The 17,484-nt window shown below is 69.0% G+C and carries 19 protein-coding genes; 16 read left to right on the forward strand and 3 right to left on the reverse strand.

Going from position 1 to position 17,484, the window contains the following annotated elements:
* The first annotated feature begins 110 nt into the window (after positions 1 to 110).
* The 8 genes from ACW7G5_RS03060 (at position 111) to truD (ending at position 7,656) form a co-directional block, all read left to right on the forward strand.
* Positions 111 to 611, forward strand: coding sequence for a globin (locus ACW7G5_RS03060; RefSeq protein WP_457001706.1), 501 nt, complete (start codon positions 111 to 113; stop codon positions 609 to 611).
* A 154-nt stretch (positions 612 to 765) separates the two neighbouring features.
* Positions 766 to 2,430: a CTP synthase gene (locus tag ACW7G5_RS03065; protein WP_343277841.1), complete on the forward strand. Its 1,665-nt coding sequence runs from the start codon at positions 766 to 768 to the stop codon at positions 2,428 to 2,430.
* Positions 2,431 to 2,626: 196 nt separating this feature from the next.
* The gene (gene kdsA, locus ACW7G5_RS03070; protein ID WP_457001708.1) at positions 2,627 to 3,460 is read left to right on the forward strand and encodes a 3-deoxy-8-phosphooctulonate synthase; all 834 of its coding nucleotides are present in this window, start codon (positions 2,627 to 2,629) and stop codon (positions 3,458 to 3,460) included.
* A gap of 226 nt (positions 3,461 to 3,686) precedes the next feature.
* The gene (gene eno / locus ACW7G5_RS03075; protein WP_457001710.1) at positions 3,687 to 4,973 is read left to right on the forward strand and encodes a phosphopyruvate hydratase; all 1,287 of its coding nucleotides are present in this window, start codon (positions 3,687 to 3,689) and stop codon (positions 4,971 to 4,973) included.
* 10 nt (positions 4,974 to 4,983) lie between these two features.
* Positions 4,984 to 5,310: a cell division protein FtsB gene (gene ftsB / locus ACW7G5_RS03080; protein ID WP_457001712.1), complete on the forward strand. Its 327-nt coding sequence runs from the start codon at positions 4,984 to 4,986 to the stop codon at positions 5,308 to 5,310.
* A 34-nt stretch (positions 5,311 to 5,344) separates the two neighbouring features.
* A complete protein-coding gene (ispD, locus tag ACW7G5_RS03085) occupies positions 5,345 to 6,046 on the forward strand; it encodes a 2-C-methyl-D-erythritol 4-phosphate cytidylyltransferase (RefSeq protein WP_457001714.1) in 702 nt (233 codons plus the stop codon).
* Complete coding sequence (gene ispF, locus ACW7G5_RS03090; protein ID WP_343277844.1) at positions 6,043 to 6,522, forward strand: 2-C-methyl-D-erythritol 2,4-cyclodiphosphate synthase; 480 nt, start codon at positions 6,043 to 6,045, stop codon at positions 6,520 to 6,522. The genes ispD and ispF overlap by 4 nt, the downstream gene beginning before the upstream one ends.
* Positions 6,523 to 6,570: 48 nt before the next feature.
* Entirely contained in the window at positions 6,571 to 7,656 is a 1,086-nt protein-coding gene (gene truD / locus ACW7G5_RS03095; RefSeq protein WP_457001716.1) for a tRNA pseudouridine(13) synthase TruD, read from the forward strand.
* Positions 7,657 to 7,659: 3 nt separating this feature from the next.
* Here truD and ACW7G5_RS03100 read toward each other — a convergent pair whose 3' ends face one another.
* Positions 7,660 to 8,208: a Smr/MutS family protein gene (locus tag ACW7G5_RS03100; RefSeq protein ID WP_457001718.1), complete on the reverse strand. Its 549-nt coding sequence runs from the start codon at positions 8,206 to 8,208 to the stop codon at positions 7,660 to 7,662.
* 55 nt (positions 8,209 to 8,263) lie between these two features.
* On the opposite strand from ACW7G5_RS03100, the gene surE reads away from it, so the two are divergent.
* Genes surE through ACW7G5_RS03120 form a run of 4 tightly spaced genes read left to right on the forward strand, consistent with a single transcriptional unit; the run spans position 8,264 to position 11,242 of the window.
* A complete protein-coding gene (gene surE / locus ACW7G5_RS03105) occupies positions 8,264 to 9,049 on the forward strand; it encodes a 5'/3'-nucleotidase SurE (RefSeq protein WP_457001720.1) in 786 nt (261 codons plus the stop codon).
* Positions 9,046 to 9,729 (forward strand): protein-L-isoaspartate(D-aspartate) O-methyltransferase, encoded by a 684-nt coding sequence (locus tag ACW7G5_RS03110; protein WP_457001722.1) that lies wholly within the window; start codon positions 9,046 to 9,048, stop codon positions 9,727 to 9,729. Before surE ends, ACW7G5_RS03110 begins: the two co-directional genes overlap by 4 nt.
* Before the next feature lie 5 nt (positions 9,730 to 9,734).
* Complete coding sequence (locus ACW7G5_RS03115) at positions 9,735 to 10,412, forward strand: exopolysaccharide biosynthesis protein (protein ID WP_457001724.1); 678 nt, start codon at positions 9,735 to 9,737, stop codon at positions 10,410 to 10,412.
* A 38-nt stretch (positions 10,413 to 10,450) separates the two neighbouring features.
* Positions 10,451 to 11,242, forward strand: coding sequence for a peptidoglycan DD-metalloendopeptidase family protein (locus ACW7G5_RS03120; RefSeq protein WP_457001726.1), 792 nt, complete (start codon positions 10,451 to 10,453; stop codon positions 11,240 to 11,242).
* Positions 11,243 to 11,337: 95 nt separating this feature from the next.
* Here ACW7G5_RS03120 and ACW7G5_RS03125 read toward each other — a convergent pair whose 3' ends face one another.
* Positions 11,338 to 11,715, reverse strand: a complete 378-nt coding sequence (locus ACW7G5_RS03125) for an Mth938-like domain-containing protein (RefSeq protein ID WP_457001728.1) — start codon at positions 11,713 to 11,715, stop codon at positions 11,338 to 11,340.
* 13 nt (positions 11,716 to 11,728) lie between these two features.
* Positions 11,729 to 12,034, reverse strand: a complete 306-nt coding sequence (gene yhbY / locus ACW7G5_RS03130) for a ribosome assembly RNA-binding protein YhbY (protein WP_457002843.1) — start codon at positions 12,032 to 12,034, stop codon at positions 11,729 to 11,731.
* Between the two features lie 69 nt (positions 12,035 to 12,103).
* Here yhbY and rlmE point away from each other — a divergent pair, with 69 nt between their 5' ends.
* The 4 genes from rlmE to putP all read left to right on the forward strand — a co-directional run bounded on the left by rlmE (position 12,104) and on the right by putP (position 17,467).
* A complete protein-coding gene (gene rlmE / locus ACW7G5_RS03135; protein ID WP_457002845.1) occupies positions 12,104 to 12,736 on the forward strand; it encodes a 23S rRNA (uridine(2552)-2'-O)-methyltransferase RlmE in 633 nt (210 codons plus the stop codon).
* Positions 12,737 to 12,766: 30 nt separating this feature from the next.
* The gene (ftsH, locus tag ACW7G5_RS03140; protein ID WP_457001730.1) at positions 12,767 to 14,683 is read left to right on the forward strand and encodes an ATP-dependent zinc metalloprotease FtsH; all 1,917 of its coding nucleotides are present in this window, start codon (positions 12,767 to 12,769) and stop codon (positions 14,681 to 14,683) included.
* Between the two features lie 233 nt (positions 14,684 to 14,916).
* Positions 14,917 to 15,816, forward strand: coding sequence for a dihydropteroate synthase (gene folP / locus ACW7G5_RS03145; RefSeq protein WP_457001732.1), 900 nt, complete (start codon positions 14,917 to 14,919; stop codon positions 15,814 to 15,816).
* Between the two features lie 145 nt (positions 15,817 to 15,961).
* Positions 15,962 to 17,467: a sodium/proline symporter PutP gene (putP, locus tag ACW7G5_RS03150; RefSeq protein ID WP_457001734.1), complete on the forward strand. Its 1,506-nt coding sequence runs from the start codon at positions 15,962 to 15,964 to the stop codon at positions 17,465 to 17,467.
* Positions 17,468 to 17,484 lie beyond the last annotated feature (17 nt).

Consider the following 17,484-nt stretch of genomic DNA (forward strand, 5'->3'; position numbering starts at 1 on the left):
GCCGACCAGAATGGCGTCGGGGCAGGGGCGGGTCAAGGCAGGTGTTGACGGGGGTCAATCCCGGTCCCGCGGGCCCGCGCGAGAATCGGCGCCCCCACCAGGAGACCGCCATGACCGCCGCGACCGACGCCTACGCCGACCTGCACCAGAGCTATGGCCGCTGCCTGCGGGACAAGGAGTTCATCGGCCGTTTCTACGACGTGTTCCTGGCCAGTAGTCCCGATGTCCCCGCGCTGTTCGCCCACACCGACTTCAACAAGCAGCGCATGGCTCTGCGCAAGGGCATCACCATGGCCATCTTCCATGCGGGCGGAAGCCGGGTCGTGGACCGCGGGATCGAGGAGATGGGCGCCGTCCACTCCCGCGACGGCCGCTGCCCGGTGCCTGCGGCGCTGTACCGGGACTGGATCGCCAGCCTGCTGCAGGTGGTGGAAGCGACCGATCCCGAGGCCGATCCGGCGCTGATGGCGCGCTGGCGCGAGGCCATGGCCGTGGTGGTGGATACCTTCACGGCACGCGACGCCGACCCCGCTGGGGAGATGGCCGCCCGGGAAGGGGCCCGAGGCCTGTTCTCGCGCGTCATGCAGGGGCTGCGGCCGCGACAGGGCTAAGGCAAGCGGCGATTGCGGCAGCGCGGCGGTGGCGGCAGGCGGCGATCGCAGCCATGGCCGCTCCCACAAAAGCAGAACACCCCGGGCGCGCTGTCAAGGTCGCCCCTGCAACCGCCAGCCGCTAGACTATGGCTTTCCTGCGGCAGCCTGATTCATGACTCCCCTGATTTTCGTCACCGGCGGCGTGGTGTCCTCGCTCGGCAAGGGCATTTCCGCGGCTTCGCTCGCGGCCATCCTCGAAGCCCGCGGTCTGCGGGTGACGATGATGAAGCTCGACCCGTACATCAACGTCGACCCCGGCACCATGAGCCCGTTCCAGCACGGCGAGGTCTACGTGACCGACGATGGCGCCGAGACCGACCTCGACCTGGGCCACTACGAGCGCTTCATCAACGTCCGCCTGTCGGGCAAGAACTCGATCACCACCGGCAAGATCTACGAGAGCGTGATCCGCAAGGAGCGCAGAGGCGACTACCTGGGCGCCACCGTGCAGGTGATCCCGCACATCACCGACGAGATCAAGCGCTGCATCGACACCGCCACCCAGGGCTTCGACGTCGCTCTGGTCGAGATCGGCGGCACGGTCGGCGACATCGAATCGCTGCCGTTCCTGGAGGCGATCCGCCAGATCCGCACCGAACGCGGCCCGGACAAGGCCATCTTCATGCACCTCACGCTGGTGCCGTATATCGCGGCGGCCGGCGAGCTCAAGACCAAGCCCACCCAGCACTCGGTGAAGGAATTGCGCTCGATCGGCATCCAGCCCGACGTGCTGCTGTGCCGCAGCGAGCAGCCGCTGCCCGACAGCGAGCGGCGCAAGATCGCCCTGTTCACCAACGTGTCCGAGAAGGCGGTGATCTCGATCGTCGACCTGGACAACATCTACAAGATCCCGGCCTGGCTGCAGAGCCAGGGCCTGGACGCGTTCGTTGTCGAGCGCCTGCGCTTGGCCGACAAGGCCGCGCCGGTGGCGGACCTGTCCGAATGGGCGTCGGTGGTCGACGCCACCCAGAACCCGATCGGCGAGGTCACCATCGCCGTGGTCGGCAAGTACGTCGACCACAAGGACGCCTACAAGTCGGTGGCCGAGGCACTGCGCCACGGCGGCATCCGCCAGCGCACGCGGGTGAACCTGAAGTGGGTTGAATCGCAGGACATCGAGCGCGACGGCGCCGCGGCCGCGCTGGCCGGCGTCGATGGCGTGCTGGTGCCCGGTGGCTTCGGCGACCGCGGCTTCGACGGCAAGGTGCTGACCTCGAAGCATGCGCGCGAAACCGGCCTGCCGTACTTCGGCATCTGCTACGGCATGCAGGCGGCCGTGGTCGACGTGGCACGCCATCTGGCCGGGCTGGACGGCGCCAACAGCACCGAGAACGACCGCCAGACCCCGCACCCGGTGATCGGCCTGATCACCGAATGGCGCACCAAGACCGGCGAAGTGGAACGTCGCGGCGAAGACAGCGACCTGGGCGGCACCATGCGCCTGGGCCTTCAGGAGCAGCGACTGAATCCGGGCACGAAGGCACGCGCGCTGTACGGCAAGGACGTGGTCGCCGAGCGCCACCGCCATCGCTACGAATTCAACAACCGCTACCGCACCCAGCTTGAAGACGCAGGCCTGGTAATCAGCGCCAAGTCGATGGACGACCTGCTGGTGGAGATGGTCGAGCTGGCCGACCACCCGTGGTTCATCGCCTGCCAGGCGCACCCCGAGTTCCTCTCCACCCCCCGCGGCGGCCACCCGCTGTTCATCGGCTTCGTCCGCGCCGCGCGCGAGCGCAAGGCTGGCGGGAAGCTGTTGAAAGAAGCAACGGCATGAGCATTTTTGGCCACGGATTTACGCGGATAAACGCGGATCAAGCGAAAACCCGTAGGAGCAGCTATAGCTGCGACCCGGGAGCTTGGTCGTGGGGCGGTGACAGTGGCTATCGCAGCTATAGCTGCTCCTACAAAATCATGGCTTCTGCTCTATCCGCGTTTATCCGCGTAAATCCGTGGCAAAAAAAGGCTTTTCAATGAACCTCTGTGGATTCAAAGTCGGCCTCGACCAGCCGTTCTTCCTGATCGCCGGCCCCTGCGTGATCGAGAGCGAGCAGCTGCAGCTCGATGTGGCGGGGCAGCTGAAGGAGATCACTTCGGCGCTCGGCATCAGCTTCATCTTCAAGTCCAGCTTCGACAAGGCCAACCGCACCTCGGGCACCGCGTTCCGCGGCCCGGGCATGGAAGAAGGCCTGCGCGTGCTGGGCGAGGTGAAGCGGCAGATCGGCGTGCCGGTGCTGACCGACGTGCACGAGTACACGCCGATGGACGAGGTCGCGAGCGTCGTCGACGTGCTGCAGACGCCGGCCTTCCTGGTGCGCCAGACCGACTTCATCACCAGGGTCTGCGCGGCCGGCAAGCCGGTGAACATCAAGAAGGGCCAGTTCCTGTCGCCGTGGGACATGAAGCCCGTGGTCGAGAAGGCGAAGGCCACCGGCAACCAGGACATCATGGTCTGCGAGCGCGGCGCCAGCTTCGGCTACAACAACCTGGTCTCGGACATGCGCAGCCTCGCAGTGATGCGCGACACCGGCTGCCCGGTTGTCTTCGACGCCACCCATTCCGTGCAGCTGCCGGGCGGGCAGGGCACCTCCAGCGGCGGCCAGCGCGAGTTCGTGCCGGTGCTGGCCCGCGCCGCGATCGCCGTCGGCGTCTCCGGCGTCTTCATGGAAACCCACCCCGATCCCGCCAAGGCGCTCAGCGACGGGCCCAACGCCTGGCCGCTGGACAAGATGCGCGCGTTGCTGGAAACCATGCTGGAACTCGACGCGGTGACCAAGCGTGGAGGCTTCCTCGAAAGTGAAGTTTGATTTTTTGGCCACGGATTTACGCGGATAAACGCGGATAGAGCAGGAGCTCTGCTTTTGTAGGAGCAGCTATAGCTGCGACCGGAAGGGTTGGGCCATTTGGCGGTCGCCGCTATAGCTGCTCCTACAGTTACCGGAGGTTTTTGCTTTATCCGCGTTTATCCGCGTAAATCCGTGGCAAAAAAGCTCTTCCCGCAATCCCACACCCACAAAGCGACACAGCGAGCCCATGACCAATATCGCCAAGATCCACGCCCGTGAAATCCTCGACAGCCGCGGCAATCCGACGCTCGAGGCCGAGGTGACCCTCGCCGATGGCGCGTTCGGCCGCGCGATGGTGCCCTCGGGCGCCTCGACCGGTGCCCGCGAAGCCGTGGAGCTGCGCGATGGCGACAAGACGCGCTACCTGGGCAAGGGCGTGATGCAGGCGGTGGCCAACGTCAATGGCACGATCGCGGATGCGCTCAAGGACTTCGACGCCGCCGACCAGGCCGGCCTCGACAAGCGCCTGATCGATCTCGACGGCACCGACAACAAGGGCCGCCTGGGCGCGAACGCGCTGCTGGGCGTTTCCATGGCCGCGGCACATGCGGTCGCGGCCTCGCGCCGGATCCCGCTGTGGCAGCTGCTGGCCGGCGACCGCGCGCCGGTGCTGCCGGTGCCGATGATGAACATCATCAACGGCGGTGCGCACGCCGACAACAACGTCGACCTGCAGGAATTCATGGTGCTGCCGGTGGGCTTCGACTCGTTCTCCGAGAGCCTGCGCGCTGGCACCGAGATCTTCCACGCGCTGAAGTCGGTGCTGAAGGGTCACGGCCTGTCGACGGCGGTCGGCGACGAGGGCGGCTTCGCCCCCGACCTGCGCAGTAATGTCGAGGCGCTCGACACCATCCTCGAAGCCATCGGCAAGGCCGGCTATCGCGCCGGTGATGACGTGCTGCTGGGCCTCGACGTTGCTTCCAGCGAGTTTTACGACAACGGCAAATACCACCTGGTGGGCGAAGGCAAGCGCCTGACCGGCGAGCAGTTCACCGATTTCCTCGCGTCCTGGTGCGACCAGTACCCGATCATCACCGTCGAGGACGGCATGGCCGAGGCCGACTGGGACAGCTGGAAGCTGCTGACGCAGCGCCTGGGCGATCGCGTGCAGCTGGTCGGCGACGACCTGTTCGTGACCAACCCGGCGATTTTCCGCGAGGGCATCGACAGCGGCACCGCCAACGCCATCCTGATCAAGGTCAACCAGATCGGCACGCTGACCGAGACCCTGGAGGCGATCGCCATGGCCGACGCCGCCGGCTACGCCGCGGTGGTTTCGCACCGCTCGGGCGAAACCGAGGACACCACCATCGCCGACATCGCCGTGGCGACCACTGCCACCCAGATCAAAACCGGCTCACTGTGCCGCAGCGACCGAGTCGCGAAGTACAACCAGTTGCTGCGCATCGAAGAGTCGCTGGGTGCGAAGGCGCGCTTCGCGGGCCGCGACGCCTTCGTCTCGCTGAAGCGCTGACGCGACCGCCATGCGCACGCTGCGGATCGTGCTGGTGGTGCTGGTCGCGCTGCTGGCGTGGCTGCAGTACCGGCTGTGGTTTGGCAACGGCGGCAACCAGGAGGTTGCCGACCTGCAGGCCCAGGTCGAGCAGCAGGCGCGGCAGAACAACGGCCTGCGCGACCGCAACGCCGCGCTCGCCGCCGAGGTCGCCGATCTCAAGTCGGGCGAGGCGGCGATCGAGGAGCGCGCGCGCGCGGAGCTGGGCATGATCCGGCCCGGCGAGACCTTCTATCGCGTGATCGATCACGCGCAGCCGGCGGCGACGGCGGCGGACACCGGAGAAGAAGCGCAGTGAACCGGATCATCCCCGGAAACGACAAGGACACCCGATGACCTGGGTGGTGATCCCCGCCGCCGGTCGCGGCGCACGCTTCGGCGGCGACGTGCCCAAGCAGTACCTCGAAGTCGCGGGCGAGCCGCTGATCGCGCACAGCCTGCGCGCGCTGTTCGCCCATCCCGGCGTCGAAGGCGCGGTGGTGTCCCTGGCCGAAGGCGATGCCCGCTGGCAGGGCTGGAGCGATGGCAGCGGCCGCCGCGTGATCGCCTGCGCCGGCGGTGGAACGCGTGCGGAATCGGTGTTGGCCGGTTTGGCCGCGCTGCCCGACGACGTGCGTGCCGACGCCTTCGTGCTGGTGCACGACGCGGCGCGCCCGAACCTGCGCCTGGCCGACCTGGCCGCGCTGCTGGAGCGCGGACGCGAGGATCCGGTCGGCGCCATCCTCGCCACGCCCGTGCGCGACACGTTGAAGCGCGCCGGCGACGACGGCGGCATCGATGCCACCGAGCCACGCGAGCGCCTGTGGCGCGCGCAGACGCCGCAGCTGTTTCGACGCCTGCAGCTGCGCCGCGCGCTGGAAGCCGCCGCAGCCGACGGCGTCGAAGTCACCGACGAGGCCATGGCCATGGAGCGCCTGGGCGCGCGCCCGCTGCTGGTCGAGGGTGCCGAGGACAACATCAAGGTGACCACGCCGGCCGACCTGGCCCACTTCGAATTCCTGCTCGCGCGACGCGCGACGGGGGAGGACGCATGACCATCCGCATCGGCAACGGCTACGACGTCCACGCATTCGGCGAGGGCGACCACGTCATGCTCGGCGGCGTGCGCGTGCCCCACGGGCGCGGGCTTGTCGCGCACAGCGACGGCGACGTGATCCTGCATGCGCTGTGCGATGCGATCCTCGGCGCGTTGGCGCTGGGCGACATCGGCGTGCATTTCCCGCCCTCGGACGATCGCTGGAAGGGCGCCGACAGCCGCGCGCTGCTGCGCCATTGCGTGGTACTGGCCGGGGAGCGGGGCTGGAAGATCGGCAATGTCGACGCCACGGTGATCTGCGAGCGGCCCAAGATCGGCCCGCACGCGCAGGCGATGCGGGAGGTGATCGCCGCCGACCTTGGCGTCGCGCTCGATGCGGTCAGCGTCAAGGCCACCACCAGCGAGCGCCTGGGTTTCGTCGGGCGCGAGGAAGGAATCGCGGCGCAGGCCGTGTGCTTGCTCGTGGCCGGCTGACGAAATGCGTCCGCATCAGAGGCCGGACGCGGGAGCGGGCGTGTGCCGGTGAACAACCCGCCACCCCGCGCCCACGGCGCGCCGGTGCTTGCGGCGCGTATCCGCGTCGCGCCGGAAGATTTCGACGTCACCGAGCTCGATGGCTTCGAGGCCAGCGGTACCGGTGAGCACCTGCTGCTGACGATCGGGAAGCGCGGCATGAACACCGCCTTCGTCGCGCGCCTGCTGGCGGAATGGGCGGGCGTTGACGAGCGCGCGATCGGCTATGCCGGGCTCAAGGATCGCCACGCGCTGACCCGCCAGCGTTTCAGCGTGCACCTGCCGGGGCGCGCGGCGCCCGACCTTGCCGCGCTTGAGCGCGACGATCCCGCCACCGGGCAGTCGTTGCGGGTGCTCGACCACGCCCGGCACGCGCGCAAGCTGCCGCGCGGTGCGCTTGCGGGCAACCGCTTCGTGCTGGTGCTGCGGGAGCTGGAGTGCGATCGCGCAGCGGTCGATGCGCGCCTGCAGGCCATCGTTGCGCGTGGCGTGCCCAATTACTTTGGCGTACAGCGCTTCGGCCGCGGCGGCGCCAACATCGACAAGGCCCGGCACATGTTCGCCGGCCAGCGCGTGCGTCGCGACGAGCGCGCGATGCTGTTGTCGGCGGCGCGCTCGGCGCTGTTCAACCGGGTCCTGGCCGCGCGCGTGGCCGATGGAAGCTGGGACCGTGGCCTGGAGGGCGAGGCCTGGATGCTTGATGGCAGCCGCAGCGTGTTCGGGCCGGAACCCTTCAGCGATGCGCTGGCGGAACGGCTGGCGGCCTTCGACATCCACCCCAGCGCACCGCTGTGGGGGCGCGGCGAACTTCGCAGCACCGACGATGCGCGCGCGCTTGAGCTCGCCGCACTCGCCGATGACGACAGCCTCGCGCTTTGCGCTGGCCTGGAAGGCGCGGGCCTGAAGCAGGAGCGGCGCGCGACCCGCCTGCGTCCCGACGGACTGGCCTGGCGCTGGCTGGATGGATCCGCGGTGGACGGACCCGCGCTGGAGCTGGCGTTCGCGTTGCCGCCCGGCACCTATGCCACTTCGGTGCTGGCTGAACTGGGCGAGGTCGTCGACGCGGGCGCCCACTCCGGCGCGGACCGGGCGTAGCCGTCAGCGCCGGTCCAGCAGCACCAGTACCGCGCCGGTCCCGCCTTGGGCGGCAGGTGCCGAATGGAAGGCCAGTACGTCCGCGCGGTGGCGCAGGATGCGATCGACCACGTTTTTCAGCACCGGCAGGCTGTCGTCGGAGTTGATGCCCTTGCCATGGACCACGCGCACGCAGCCGTGGCCGGCGTCGCGCGACTCGACAAGGAACCTTCGCAGCATGGCTTCCGCGGTCGCGGCATCCGCATGGTGCAGGTCAAGCTCGTCCTGGGCGGCATAGAGCCCCTGTGACAGCCGCTTGAGCGTGCGTGCCGGAATCTGCTCGCGCCGGTGCGAAAGCACGTCGCCGCGCTCGATCGAGAACGCGTCCCCGCGGCCAAGCCGGAAGTCCTCGCGCGCCTGGGCTTCGTCGCGCTCGGCCATGCGTGCCCTCGGGCGTGGCCGCGGGCGCTCGGGCGGCGCCGGCGTGGCGGGCAGCTCGCGCACCGGGCCGACGGCGGCGCGGAACAGCGCCGCGTCGTCATCGTCGTCGTGTTTTCCGCCGGTTCCTGCCATCACGCAAGCCTAGCGCGCGGGACCCGCCGCGTCGCCTTCCGCTATCATTGCGGCAATGAAAATCCTCGTTAGCAACGACGACGGCGTCGACGCCCCCGGCATCCGCGCACTCGCCGCAGGCCTGCGCGCCGCTGGCCACGAGGTCACCGTCGTCGCCCCCGATCGCGACCGTTCCGGCGCCAGCAACTCGCTGACCCTGGACCTGCCGCTGCAGGCCGTGCAGCTGGATGCGTCTACCTGGCGCGTGCACGGCACGCCGACGGACTGCGTGCACGTGGCGATCACCGGCATGCTCGAGGACGAGCCCGACATCGTGGTCTCGGGCATCAACGACACCGCCAACCTCGGCGATGACGTGATCTACTCCGGCACCGTGGCCGCGGCGATGGAAGGCCGCTTCCTGGGCCTGCCCGCGGTGGCGGTGTCGCTGGTCACCGGTGGCAAGCCCGGCCAGCACTACGACACCGCCGCGCGTGCCGCGGTCGAGATCGTGGCGCGGCTGAAGGCCGACCCGCTGCCGGCCGACACCATCCTCAACGTCAACGTGCCCGACCTGCCCTGGGCGGAGATCGAAGGCTTCGAAGTCACGCGCCTTGGCAACCGCCATCGCGCCGAGGCCTGCATCCCGGCGCAGGACCCGCGCGGCCGCCATTTCTGGTGGATCGGCGGCGCCGGCAAGGAGCAGGACTCCGGCCCCGGCACCGATTTCCACGCCGTGCGCACCCGGCACATCGCGATCACCCCGATCCAGGTCGACCTGACGCGCTACCAGGCGCTGGAGCAGGTCGCCGCATGGGTCGGCGGGCTGGAGCTGGCGCTGCGCAACGGAGCCACGCCGTGACCCCGCGGCTGCGCCTGCAGCCCGAGGCGCTGGGCATGGGCATGACCTCGCAGCGCGTGCGCGACCGCCTGATCGAGCGCCTGCGCGACAACGGCATCGCCGACGAGCGCGTGCTCAACGCCATCCGCACCGTGCCGCGCCACCTGTTCATCGACGAGGCGCTGGCCACTCGCGCCTACGAGGACACGGCGCTCCCGATCGGCCACGGCCAGACCATTTCCCAGCCCTGGGTGGTGGCACGGATGACCGAAGCCCTGTTCGCCGACGGCGCGCATCCCGAGCGCGTGCTCGAAGTCGGCACCGGCTCGGGCTACCAGGCCGCGATCCTCGGCGCGCTCGGCCTGAAGGTGTACACCGTGGAACGCATCGGCGACCTGCTGCGGGTGGCGCGCAAGCGCTTCCGCTCGCTGGGCCTGAACGTGCGCAGCAAGCATGACGACGGCCGCATCGGCTGGCCGGAGGAGGCGCCGTTCGACGGCATCCTGGTCACCGCCGGCGCGCCGGCCCTGGTCGATGCGCTGACCGCGCAGCTCGCCCCCGGTGGCGTGCTGGTGGCGCCGGTCGGCGCCGGTGGCGCGCAGTCGCTGCTGCGCCTGCGCAAGGATGCCGACGGCCGTATCACCCAGGACACGCTGGCGAGCGTCGCCTTCGTGCCGCTGCTTTCCGGCCTGGTGGACTGACCCGCATGGCTGATCCAATGCAGGACTCCAGGCGCGCGCCGGACCCCGCCAGCGACACCGCCGGCGACGGATCCCTCCGCACCCAGCTCGAAGGGATCATCGCCAGGCTGCCCAGCGGCTCGATGACCCTGGGCGAGCTGCTCGCCGTGATCGGCGACGAGGGCCTGCTGGTGCTTTCGATCCTCTTGACCCTGGTGTTCCTGATCCCGGTGTCGATTCCCGGCGTGAGCACGGTGTTCGGCGCCGCGATCCTGCTGGTCGGCCTCAGCCGGCTGTCGGGCCGCCCGCTGTGGGTGCCGCGGAAGCTGGCCGAGCGCTCGCTGCCCGCCGACCGCCTGCGCCCCGCGCTCACCGGCGGCATGTCCTGGGTGCGCCGGCTTGAGCGCATCAGCCGCCCGCACCGCATGGCCGGCGTGGTCGACGGACGCGCGCAGCAGCTGTTCAACAACCTCGCCTTCATTTTCGCCGCGCTGCTGCTGATGGCGCCGTTCGGATTCGTTCCATTCAGCAACACCATCCCCGCGATCGCACTGCTGCTTTACGCTGTCGGCTTCATCCAGCGCGATGGCGGTGCGGTGCTTCTCGGCCATCTCGCCACCATCGGTACCGTGGTCTACTTCAGCGTGCTGATCGGTGGCAGTGGATTCGCCCTACAGCACATGTGGCAGCGTTTCGCCGGCTGATGCGTCCCGCCATGCCCAACCCGGAGGTCCACTCGCGCATGCCCCCGATCCGTCGACTTGTCCGCATCGCCCTGGTTCCCGCCATCGCCGCGCTGCTGGTGCTTGCCGGCTGCGGAACGAGCAAAGTGGTCCGCGAAGGCGGAAGCGCCAGCGCGCGCAGCTCCACGCCCAAACCGGGCCAGACCATCACCGTGCGCAGGGGCGACAACCTCTATCGCCTGGCCACCAGCAACGGCATCAGCGCGCTGGACCTGGCGATGTGGAACGGCATCGCGGCGCCGTACACGATCTATCCGGGGCAGACCCTGCGTCTGTACCCCTCCGCGGGCACGCGCACGTCCACTGCGTCCAGGGGGCGCACGGGAAGCACGGCGCGCCCACCCACCGACAGCCGCGGGCGGGTGGTCAGGCCCACGCAGGCACCGCCGCAGCCCACTGGTAGCGCCCCGCTCAAGAGCGCCGTGGCCTGGCGCTGGCCAGCCGAGGGCCAGCTGGTCAGCCGCTTCACCGAAGGCGACCCGACCCGGCAGGGCATCGGCGTGGCTGGCTCGGCCGGGCACGCGGTGCGCGCGGCCGGAGACGGGGTGATCGTGTATTCGGGCTCGGGCCTGGTCGGCTACGGCGAACTGATCATCATCAAGCACGACGAACAGTGGCTGTCGGCCTATGGCCACAACCGCAAGCGCCTGGTGGGCGAAGGCGATCGCGTGAAGGCGGGCCAGCAGATCGCGGAAATGGGCCGCACCGGCGCCGACCGCGACATGCTGCACTTCGAGATCCGCTACAACGGCAAGCCGGTCGACCCGCTGCGCTATCTGCCGCAGCGCTGAGCGCCATACCCGAGCCGCCGTAGACCACCCCTGCAGGAGCAGCTATAGCTGCGACCACCGCCAGGCTCGCGCCTGAGCCGCCGGCATGTCCCGGCTCAGTCGCTGGACAGGATGAACCCCGCCACCACCCGCCGGCCCTCGCTGGCCAGCACGTTGAAGGTGCGCGCGGCGGCGGCGTTGTTCATCGATTCCAGGCCCACGCCGCGCGCCAGGCACGCGGCCAGGGTGCGCGGCGGCGGGAATCCCTGGCTGTCACCGGTGCCGATCACCAGCACTTCGGGCTCAAGCGCGAGCAGCGGCTCGAGGTCTTCCGGCGTCAGTCCGGCAACCGCGGTGGCCGCCCAGTCCTCGACCAGGCGGTCGGGAGCCAGGATGAAGCTGGCCTGCAGCTGGCGGTCGTTGACCAGCGCCGAGCGGCCGTTGGCGGCGCGCAGCACGTAGTCGTAGTCGGGGCGTTCCTGGACGAGATCCATGGCGAACCGGGCCTCAGGCCCGCGGCAGCACGATCTGGCGCTTTTCGCTGTTGGCCCGGTACAGCACCGCCACGTGGCCGATGCGCTGCACCAGCGTGGCGCCGGCGCGCGCGACCAGGGCGTCGATCAGCGCGTCGCGCTCCTCGCGATCGGCGGCAGCCACCTTCACCTTGATCAGCTCATGGTGTTCCAGCGCGCCGGCGACTTCGGCGACCACGGAGTCGGTCAGGCCCTTGCCCCCCAGCTGCAGCATCGCCTTGAGTCCGTGGGCCTGGCCGCGCAGGAAGCGGATCTGGGCGGAAGTAAGGTCGACGGTCATGGGGGTGGCGGTCATGTTCGGAAGGGCACGCAGGGTATCATGGCGGCCCGCATGCGCCCCCACGAAGCGATGGCCACCCGCAGCAGAAGCAGCCAGCGCTGGCTCCAGGAACACTTCGCCGACCCCTTCGTGAAGAAGGCGCAGGCCGAAGGCATGCGTTCGCGGGCGGCCTACAAGCTTGAAGAACTGGTCGATCGCGACCGCCTGCTCAGGCCCGGGATGACCGTGGTCGACCTCGGCGCCGCCCCCGGGGGCTGGTCGCAGTGGGTCCGCCAGGCGCTGGGCGACAGTGGCCGGGTGGTCGCGCTGGACATCCTGGAGATGCCGCCGCTGGCCGGCGTCGAGTTCATCCATGGCGATTTCCGTGAAGATGCGGTGCTCTCGCAGCTGGAATCGGTGCTGGACGGGGCATCGGTCGACCTTGTGTTGTCCGACATGGCCCCCAACAAGAGTGGTGTGAATGCCGTAGACCAGCCGCGGGCCATGTACCTGGCCGAGCTTGCGATGGATTTCGCCGATCGGCACCTGAGGCCGGATGGCACATTCCTGATCAAGCTGTTCCATGGTGTTGGGTTCGACGACTACGTGCGCGAGCTGCGGCGGCGCTATGCGAAGGTCGTGATCCGCAAGCCGGCGGCCTCGCGCCAGCGTTCGCCGGAAGTCTATGCGCTGGCGCAGGGCAAATTGGCCCACCCCAAGTAATATGGCGGCATTGCCGCGGAGCAGAGCTGAATGAATGACCTGGTGAAGAATCTGATGCTGTGGGTAGTGGTCGCCGTCGTGCTGATGGCGGTCTTCAACAGCTTCAGCCCCAAGGTGGCCGGCAGCCAGGACGTCATGTACTCGCAGTTCATGACCGATGTCCGCAACGACCGGATCAAGGCCGTGGACATCGCCAGCGACGAGCGCTCGATCCAGTTCCAGCGCAAGGACGGCAGCGCCGGCATCACCACCGCGCCGCGCCGCGACGAGCGCATGGTCGACGACCTGATCAACCACAACGTGGAGATCAAGCAGGCGCCGCCCGAGTCGGGCATCACGCTGTGGTCGCTGCTGCTCAACTTCCTGCCGGTGCTGCTGATCATCGGCTTCTGGTTCTTCATGATGCGGCAGATGCAGCAGGGCGGCAGCAAGGGCGCGATGTCCTTCGGTCGCTCGCGCGCCAAGCTGCTCAACGACGATCAGATCAAGGTCACCTTCGCCGACGTCGCCGGCTGCGACGAGGCCAAGGAAGAGGTGTCGGAGCTGGTCGAGTTCCTGCGCGATCCTTCGCGCTTCCAGAAGCTCGGCGGCAAGATCCCGCGCGGCGTGCTGATGGTCGGCCCCCCGGGCACCGGCAAGACCCTGCTCGCCAAGGCGATCGCCGGCGAAGCCAAGGTGCCGTTCTTCTCGATCTCCGGTTCCGACTTCGTCGAGATGTTCGTCGGCGTCGGCGCAAGCCGCGTGCGCGACATGTTCGAGCAGGCCAAGAAGCACGCGCCATGCATCATTTTCATCGACGAGATCGACGCCGTCGGCCGCCACCGCGGTGCCGGCCTGGGCGGCGGGCACGACGAGCGCGAGCAGACGCTGAACCAGTTGCTGGTCGAGATGGACGGCTTCGAGGGTGGCGAGGGCGTGATCGTGGTCGCCGCCACCAACCGTCCCGACGTGCTTGATCCGGCGCTGCTGCGCCCGGGCCGCTTCGACCGCCAGGTCATGGTGGGCCTGCCCGACGTGCGCGGCCGCGAGCAGATCCTGCAGGTGCACATGCGCAAGGTGCCGCGGGCCGACGACGTCGAGCCGATGGTGGTCGCGCGTGGCACGCCGGGCTTCTCCGGCGCCGACCTCGCCAACCTCGTCAACGAGGCGGCGCTGTTCGCCGCGCGCGAGAACGCCAAGGAAGTGCGTATGGATCACTTCGACAAGGCGCGCGACAAGATCCTGATGGGCTCCGAGCGCCGCTCGATGGCCATGAGCGAGGAAGAGAAGACCAATACCGCCTACCACGAGGCCGGCCACGCCATCGTCGGTCGCCTGGTGCCCGACCACGACCCGGTCTACAAGGTCACCATCATTCCGCGCGGGCGCGCGCTGGGCGTGACCCAGTTCCTGCCCGAGGGCGACCGCTACAGCTCCACCCGCGAAAGCCTGCACAGCCGCTTGGCCACGCTGTACGGCGGCCGCGTGGCGGAAGAGCTGATCTTCGGCACCGACAAGGTCACCACCGGTGCGTCGAACGACATCGAGCGCGCCACCAAGATGGCCCGCAGCATGGTCACCAAGTGGGGCCTGTCGACCGAACTGGGCCCGATCGCCTACGGCGAGGAAGAGGACGAGGTCTTCCTGGGCCGCTCGGTCACGCAGCACAAGAGCGTGTCCGACGAAACCGCGCGCAGGATCGACGAGGAGGTGCGCGACATCCTCGACAAGGCCTACAACCGCACCAAGGGCATCCTCACCGAGAACCTCGACAAGCTGCACACGATGGCCAAGCTGCTGCTCGAATACGAGACCATCGACGTGCCGCAGATCGACGCGATCATGGAAGGCCGCGACCCGCCGCCCCCGATCGGTTGGAACAAGCCCGCGGCAAAGGGCGATGACGGCGACGGCGACGGCGGCAAGCGCCCGCTGCCGATCTCGCCGGATCCGGCACCGCAGGCCTGAGTCACCCGGAAGGGGCGGGAAACCGCCCCTTCTTCATTTTTCTGTGGGAGCGGCTGCAGCCGCGATCACCACCACGAAAACGCTGGAAGGCCGGGCTTCGAACCCGGCCTTTTTTTGGCCACGAAAATCCGCGTCATCCGCGTCATCCGCGTCCAAAAAAGCTTTCGAACCATCCCCACCACAGCCACCCACCGCCCCGGGCGATAATCCGGTTTTCCCCACCGGAGTGCGCCATGTTCGACACAGTCCCGACCATCGACTGCGCCGGTCGCCCGCTGCGCCTCGACCGTCCGCGGGTCATGGGCATCGTCAACGTCACCCCGGACTCCTTCTCGGACGGTGGCGACCATTTCGATGCCGACGCCGCGATCGCCCACGGCCTGCGGCTGGCGGAGGAGGGCGCGGACATCCTCGACGTCGGCGGCGAATCCACCCGCCCGGGTTCGGACAGCGTCGGCGCCGAGGAGGAAATCCGCCGCGTGCTTCCGGTGATCGAGCGCCTGCTGCGGGAGACCGCACTGCCGGTCAGCATCGACACGTGGCGCCCGGAAGTGATGCGCGCTGCGGTGGCCGCCGGCGCGGGCATGATCAACGACATCCGCGCACTGCGAGCCGAAGGCGCGCTTGACGCCGCGGCCGGACTTGGCGTGCCGGTAGTGCTGATGCACATGCTTGGCGAGCCGCGCTCGATGCAGGAGTCACCGGAGTACGACGACGTGGTCGGCGAGGTCCACCGTTTCCTTGCCGAACGCATCTTCGCCGCCGAAATGGCCGGCATCCCGCGCAGGCAGCTCATTGCGGATCCGGGCTTCGGCTTCGGCAAGACCACCGCCCACAACATCAGTCTGCTGGCGCGATTCGAGCGCTTCACCGAACTTGGCGTGCCCGTTCTGGCCGGCCTGTCGCGCAAGCGCAGCATCGGCGATCTCACCGGGCGCGAGGATGCGAAGGCGCGGGTGCATGGTTCGGTGGCCGCGCACCTTATCGCCGCGCAGCGCGGCGCGATGCTGCTGCGCGTGCACGACGTCGCCGCCACCGTCGATGCGCTGAAGGTATGGGCGGCGGTGGATGCGGTGCCGGCGCCGCGCGCCGCAACGCCGGCGCCCGCGATCTCCTGGCCGGACGACGCCTGAGCCCGGGCCGCCCGGGCGCGGACGCCACGCGTCCGGCCAGGCAATGGCACCAGCCACTGCGGTGTGCATCGCGGGATGCCTGCGTTAGGCTGGGCCACCGCTGGCGCCGGACGGGCGGTGGCACCGACCGGGGAGTCCTGCGCCCATGCTCCAGACCAGCACGCCGCTCATCATCACGTTCCTTGTCTATCTCGCCGGCATGGTGCTGATCGGTTTCTACGCCTGGCGCTCGACCAAGAACTTCGACGACTACATCCTTGGCGGCCGCAAGCTCGGCCCCACGGTGACCGCGCTGTCGGCCGGTGCCTCGGACATGAGCGGCTGGCTGATGATGGGCCTGCCGGGTGCGCTGTACGCCAGCGGCCTGGCCGAGGCCTGGATCGCGATCGGCCTGACCCTGGGCGCCTGGTTCAACTGGCGCTACGTCGCCGGGCCGCTGCGCGTGTACACCGAACGCACCGGCAATGCGCTGACCCTGCCCGACTACCTCACCAACCGCTTCAACGACCGCAACCGCTCGCTGCGGGTGCTGGCGGCGCTGATCATCCTGGTGTTCTTCGCGGTGTACTGCGCCTCGGGCGTGGTCGCCGGGGCGCGGCTGTTCGAGAGCGTGTTCGGCCTGCCGTACGCCCAGGCGATCTGGTGGGGCGCGGCGGTGACCATCCTCTACACCCTGGTCGGCGGCTTCCTCGCCGTCAGCTGGACCGATGTCGCGCAGGGCACGCTGATGCTGTTCGCGCTGGTGCTCACGCCGGTGATGGTGCTGATGGCCAACGGCGGCCTGGACGACAGCATGGAGCTCATCCGCGAGGTGGATCCCGCGCGCCTGGAGTGGGTCGGCGCGGGCGGGACCATCGCGATCGTCTCGGCGATTGCGTGGGGCCTGGGCTATTTCGGGCAGCCGCACATCCTGGCGCGCTTCATGGCCGCCGAAAGCGTGCAGTCGATCCCGAAGGCGCGGAAGATCGGCATGGTCTGGATGATCCTTTGCCTGGTCGGCTCGCTGATGGTGGGCTTCTTCGGCATCGCGTTCTTTTCGCTCCATCCAGATGCGGTCGCGCCGGTGGACGCCAATCCGGAGCGCGTGTTCATCACCGCCGTGGAGATGCTGTTCAATCCCTGGATCGCCGGCGTGATCCTCTCGGCCATCCTGGCCGCGGTGATGAGCACGCTGTCGAGCCAGCTGCTGGTGTGCTCCAGCGTGCTGTCGGAGGATTTCTACCGCGGCTTCCTGCGCAAGCAGGCCAGCCAGCGCGAGCTGGTTTGGATCGGGCGCGCGAGCGTGCTGCTGGTCGCGCTGGTGTCGCTGTGGCTGGCGCGCGATCCGGAAAGCCGCGTGCTGGGCCTGGTGTCGTACGCCTGGGCGGGCTTCGGCGCCGCGTTCGGGCCGGTGCTGGTGCTGTCGCTGTTCTGGGGGCGGATGACGCGCGACGGCGCGCTGGCCGGCATGGTGACCGGTGCGATCGTTGTGATCGCCTGGAAGCAGGTCGCGGTGGTGCGGATGGGCTTCGAGCTGTACGAGATCGTGCCCGGCTTCGCCGCGGCCACGCTTGCGATCGTCGCGGTCAGCCTGCTCGGGCGCGAGCCCGCGCAGGACATCCGCGACACCCACGACGAGGTGCGCGCCTCGCTGCGCGAAACCGGGTACTGAGCCGGCGGGCCGGCGCG

This window comes from Luteimonas sp. A501, from assembly GCF_054052085.1.

What these genes read in the sequence shown, in the direction of transcription:
- ftsB (WP_457001712.1), top strand. Translation starts at nt 4,984, where the DNA reads ATGCGCACGCTGCGGATCGTGCTGGTGGTGCTGGTCGCGCTGCTGGCG.
- ACW7G5_RS03115 (WP_457001724.1), top strand. Translation starts at nt 9,735, where the DNA reads ATGGCTGATCCAATGCAGGACTCCAGGCGCGCGCCGGACCCCGCCAGC.
- kdsA (WP_457001708.1), top strand. Translation starts at nt 2,627, where the DNA reads ATGAACCTCTGTGGATTCAAAGTCGGCCTCGACCAGCCGTTCTTCCTG.
- ftsH (WP_457001730.1), top strand. Translation starts at nt 12,767, where the DNA reads ATGAATGACCTGGTGAAGAATCTGATGCTGTGGGTAGTGGTCGCCGTC.
- putP (WP_457001734.1), top strand. Translation starts at nt 15,962, where the DNA reads ATGCTCCAGACCAGCACGCCGCTCATCATCACGTTCCTTGTCTATCTC.
- ACW7G5_RS03120 (WP_457001726.1), top strand. Translation starts at nt 10,451, where the DNA reads ATGCCCCCGATCCGTCGACTTGTCCGCATCGCCCTGGTTCCCGCCATC.
- ACW7G5_RS03060 (WP_457001706.1), top strand. Translation starts at nt 111, where the DNA reads ATGACCGCCGCGACCGACGCCTACGCCGACCTGCACCAGAGCTATGGC.
- ACW7G5_RS03125 (WP_457001728.1), bottom strand. Translation starts at nt 11,715, where the DNA reads ATGGATCTCGTCCAGGAACGCCCCGACTACGACTACGTGCTGCGCGCC.
- ispD (WP_457001714.1), top strand. Translation starts at nt 5,345, where the DNA reads ATGACCTGGGTGGTGATCCCCGCCGCCGGTCGCGGCGCACGCTTCGGC.
- ACW7G5_RS03100 (WP_457001718.1), bottom strand. Translation starts at nt 8,208, where the DNA reads ATGGCAGGAACCGGCGGAAAACACGACGACGATGACGACGCGGCGCTG.
- eno (WP_457001710.1), top strand. Translation starts at nt 3,687, where the DNA reads ATGACCAATATCGCCAAGATCCACGCCCGTGAAATCCTCGACAGCCGC.
- rlmE (WP_457002845.1), top strand. Translation starts at nt 12,104, where the DNA reads ATGGCCACCCGCAGCAGAAGCAGCCAGCGCTGGCTCCAGGAACACTTC.
- folP (WP_457001732.1), top strand. Translation starts at nt 14,917, where the DNA reads ATGTTCGACACAGTCCCGACCATCGACTGCGCCGGTCGCCCGCTGCGC.
- yhbY (WP_457002843.1), bottom strand. Translation starts at nt 12,034, where the DNA reads ATGACCGTCGACCTTACTTCCGCCCAGATCCGCTTCCTGCGCGGCCAG.
- ACW7G5_RS03065 (WP_343277841.1), top strand. Translation starts at nt 766, where the DNA reads ATGACTCCCCTGATTTTCGTCACCGGCGGCGTGGTGTCCTCGCTCGGC.
- ispF (WP_343277844.1), top strand. Translation starts at nt 6,043, where the DNA reads ATGACCATCCGCATCGGCAACGGCTACGACGTCCACGCATTCGGCGAG.
- surE (WP_457001720.1), top strand. Translation starts at nt 8,264, where the DNA reads ATGAAAATCCTCGTTAGCAACGACGACGGCGTCGACGCCCCCGGCATC.